Source organism: Acinetobacter gerneri DSM 14967 = CIP 107464 = MTCC 9824, from assembly GCF_000368565.1.
Lineage (GTDB): Bacteria > Pseudomonadota > Gammaproteobacteria > Pseudomonadales > Moraxellaceae > Acinetobacter > Acinetobacter gerneri.
Genome location: NZ_KB849553.1, coordinates 1 through 3,841, shown reverse-complemented (window position 1 = coordinate 3,841; position 3,841 = coordinate 1). Strand labels below are relative to the sequence as shown.

The 3,841-nt window shown below is 37.8% G+C and carries 4 protein-coding genes; all 4 read right to left on the bottom strand.

What is annotated here, in order from left to right; all coding sequences use genetic code 11:
- Nucleotides 1-455: 455 nt before the first annotated feature.
- On the bottom strand, nucleotides 456-1,517 hold the full coding sequence (locus F960_RS20310; RefSeq protein WP_020846547.1) for an ArsO family NAD(P)H-dependent flavin-containing monooxygenase: 1,062 nt from the start codon (nucleotides 1,515-1,517) through the stop codon (nucleotides 456-458).
- 86 nt (nucleotides 1,518-1,603) lie between these two features.
- Nucleotides 1,604-1,843, bottom strand: coding sequence for a thioredoxin family protein (locus tag F960_RS20305; RefSeq protein WP_004871187.1), 240 nt, complete (start codon nucleotides 1,841-1,843; stop codon nucleotides 1,604-1,606).
- A 24-nt stretch (nucleotides 1,844-1,867) separates the two neighbouring features.
- Nucleotides 1,868-2,887 carry a permease gene (locus F960_RS20300; protein ID WP_004871186.1) on the bottom strand — a complete coding sequence of 340 codons (1,020 nt, stop codon included), beginning with the start codon at nucleotides 2,885-2,887 and terminating at the stop codon, nucleotides 1,868-1,870.
- 10 nt (nucleotides 2,888-2,897) lie between these two features.
- Nucleotides 2,898-3,176, bottom strand: coding sequence for an ArsR/SmtB family transcription factor (locus F960_RS21985; protein WP_004871185.1), 279 nt, complete (start codon nucleotides 3,174-3,176; stop codon nucleotides 2,898-2,900).
- Between the last annotated feature and the right edge of the window lie 665 nt (nucleotides 3,177-3,841).

Sequence of the window (3,841 nt, the reverse complement as noted above, 5' to 3'; positions counted from 1 at the left end):
CATCTATATTTATATCCAGTCCATGGTGATAAAAACCATCATAAACTAGACATTTTTATTGGTGAGAATATAGACACTTTAAATGGGTTCTAACATTTTGATTTCGTATAACGTGTATTATGTTAATTTTAGTAGAACTTTAAAAATGAAAAAATTAGAAATTATCTTTTTCGTAATTTTAATTCTAATTATTTTATGGGGCATACAATGGATGTTTCATGGCTTTCCAACAGGAAATTAAAATCATACTTCGCATCAAAATAAATAGTGTTATATTTCAAAAGGTTATGTTATAAAAAATCGGTGGCGAAAACCCAAAAAACCGACTTGTTTCCAAGCCGGGTTTCTACTGATTTTTTAACTTTTTATTTTGCCCACAAAAATAGCACCCAAATAACGAGTTTTATTTGCCATTTGTTGTGCTATTTCTTGCTCAAGACAAATAGGTCAAAATTTTAATCCAGAAATTCGGAAATTTCCTCAGCAGTTGTTCTCGCGGTCCTTGAAACACCCACCAGCGTTGCTGAACCAGGTCCAGTCCATTCACCATATCCTACTAACCATAGGTTGGGTTGTTTTACTGATCTTGTTCCTTCAACCAGTATCGTATTATTTTCCTCTACTATTCCAAGTGGCTTTAAATGGTCTAAAGTCGCTTTAAATCCAGTACACCAAATCACTGCATCAACCTGTTGAAAAGATCCATCTTCCCAAATCACGCCATCTTCTGTAAAAGCCGAAAACGGGCGCTCACTATGTAAAACTCCTCGTGAACGTGCATCTTTGACTGAATCAATCATGACAATATCACCTAGACCGCCAACAGGCTGATCTATTGTGCCGCCTTCTAATTTTGCCTTTAAACGCTCTGTCGCACGTAAAAATAGTATACGGCCATCAACATCATCTGCTAAAAATTGAGGAGGTGTTGGCGTGATCCAAAGAGTGTCTGCCACTTGGGAAACTTCAGCCAAAATTTGTGCTCCGGAATTTCCACCACCGATAATCATGACGTGCTTATCTTTAAACGGTTCTGCATTTTGATAATGGGCGGAGTGTAATTTCAGCCCTTTAAAATTTTCTTGGCCCGGGTAAGATGGGATATAAGGATGACTCCAGGTGCCCGTTGCACTGACTACAGCCTTGGCTTTCCATAACTGTTCACCTGCATGCACACTCAATGCCTCTCCTTCGCTTTTGACGTGATCAACATATATAGGACGAATAATCGGAAAGTGGTAACGCTGCTCATATTGCTGCAAGTATTCAATAACTTCTTTCTTGGTCGGATACGTTTGTTCTGTATTCGGCATAACCCAACCTGGTAAGGAACTCCAGCTATTCGGTGAAAATAGACGCAAAGAATTCCAGGCATGTAACCAGGCTCCACCTGCTTGATTTTGATCATCTAAAATAATGAATGGTATTTTTTTTCGCTTTAAAAAATAAGCCGTAGATAAAGCAGCCTGCCCACCACCGATAATGATCACATCCGTTTCATTCTGTTTATGATTCAAAGCCCTTTCCCCTTTCATTTTTCTTTAATATAAAAAACCAGTTGCCGGAGCAACTGGTTTTTTATATTAAATTTCAATAACTCAATTTACTTATTTTTTTCAATTAACTCAGCTATTGCTGGAGCTTCTAATACTTTACCGCTTGAGACAATTTTATCATTAATGACTAGACCAGGCGTACTCATCAAACCTGTTTCAGCAATCTTAATTATGTCCGTGACATACTCAATTTCAGCTTGTACCCCACTGCTTTTCACTGCTTCTTCTGTCGCTGCTAGTAAAGCCTTACATTTATGACAACCTGTACCCATAACTTTAATCTGCATTTCTAATCTCCTGAGACTGCTTTTTTATATAAAGAACTGACCAACTAAATTTAGACTATATCCAATGATTAAAACACCAACAAAAACAATCGCGACAAAAAGGCTGAGCAATTGTTTCTTCACGACCTGTTTTAACAAAATTAACGATGGCAGAGAAAGCGCTGTCACCGCCATCATAAAGGCCAAAACTGTACCTAAGCCCACACCTTTAGTTACCAATGCTTCTGCGATAGGTAAAGATCCAAATATATCTGCGTACATCGGCATGCCGACCACAGTCGCAACAAGCACTGAATACCAATGGTCTTGCCCTAATAAGGCAGTAATCCACTGCGTTGGAATCCAGTTATGAATCGCAGCACCAATACCGACACCGATCAAGACATAGATCCAAACTTTCCGGAAGATTTCGACCACCTGCTCCCAGGCAAATTCGCGACGCTCTTTCGCGGACATTTTAAAATTTTCATCATCTTGCACCGCATTATTGTGCGTTACAAATTCAGCGACATACCTTTCCATTTTGAAAAAGCTGATGAGTGAACCACCTAGGACTGCCAGAATCAGACCAAGTACCACGTAGATCATGGCAATTTTCCAGTTGAAGATACTCGCGAGTAAAATAATGGAAGCTAAATCGACCAAAGGAGAGGAAATCAAAAAAGAGAATGTTACGCCGACAGGTAAACCGGCCCGAGTAAAACCAATAAAGATAGGAATAGATGAACATGAACAAAATGGGGTAATGGTTCCCAGTAAGGCACCCATGATATTGGCTTTAATCCCTTTCATGCGTCCCAGAATTTGTCGGGTTCGTTCTGGAGGGAAATAGCTCTGGATATACGACAGTGAATAGATCAGGACACTTAAAAGTATAAAAATTTTAATGACATCATAGATAAAAAAATGCACGCTGCCACCGACTTGCGTGGCAATCGATAAACCTAAGATATTTTCAACGAACCAGGCAACTCCATCTGATAGCCATGTCATTTTCAACAGGACGCTATTTAACCATGCAAAGATTGCAATAATACTGTCCATTTAAATCCCCCTAACCTTGGCCGACTAAAAGTGTTTTAGTGAATGAATAGAGCTGTTCGGTACAAGGGATATTTAGTGAATAACGCATCCAGCGTCCATCTTTTCTTCCCTTGACTAGACCTAATTCAGTCAGACACTTCATATGATGGGAGAGCGTAGATTGCGTAATTGATAAATTTTTCAATAGTTCACAGGCACAACATTCACCTGAATGCAGTGTTTGTAAAATTTTAACCCGCGTTTCATCGGTTAAAGCTTTATATAAATTACAGGCCTGAAGATTGTTCAATCTACACTATCCTTAAATGGCTCTAATGTAACCAGTATGTAAATCATATTGATTATTGTCAATGTGACATGGGAAATAAAAAAAACCATTTTTCAGGGCCTTCACAATAAATTATGTTTTTATTTTAAATACTTACCATTTTCCCCAATAATGAATTTTCCATCTTCTTTAAAAAAAGTACCTAACTGTGCCAAAGGAATATCTAAAACCACTTAGGATGGACGATACAAAATATAGGGTTTCTTCACGTACTACTAAATGTCAGATGTCTATGAAACATGATATTTATGGTTCATCTCACAATGTTCAGCATAATCGATTGATTCTAGCTGTACAGTCACATGATTGAGATCAAAATGATGATGCAAAAATTCGGTAATTTCTGCGATCACGGCATCTGACGTGTGCTGAAATAAAAGTGATTTTCTCACTTAAGATTTACACACCACTTATAAGCATGAATATTCAACTAAAGAGGATTCTATTTAACATAATAGAGCTTATACGAAATGCTTTTGTTAGAACCCATTTAAAGTGTCTATATTCTCACCAATAAAAATGTCTAGTTTATGATGGTTTTTATCACCATGGACTGGATATAAATATAGATGCTGATCACTATGTCTGACAAAGAAATTCAACGGCTTGCAGTTCTGCAAGACGTT

What these genes read in the sequence shown, in the direction of transcription:
- F960_RS20300 (WP_004871186.1), bottom strand. Translation starts at nt 2,887, where the DNA reads ATGGACAGTATTATTGCAATCTTTGCATGGTTAAATAGCGTCCTGTTG.
- F960_RS20305 (WP_004871187.1), bottom strand. Translation starts at nt 1,843, where the DNA reads ATGCAGATTAAAGTTATGGGTACAGGTTGTCATAAATGTAAGGCTTTA.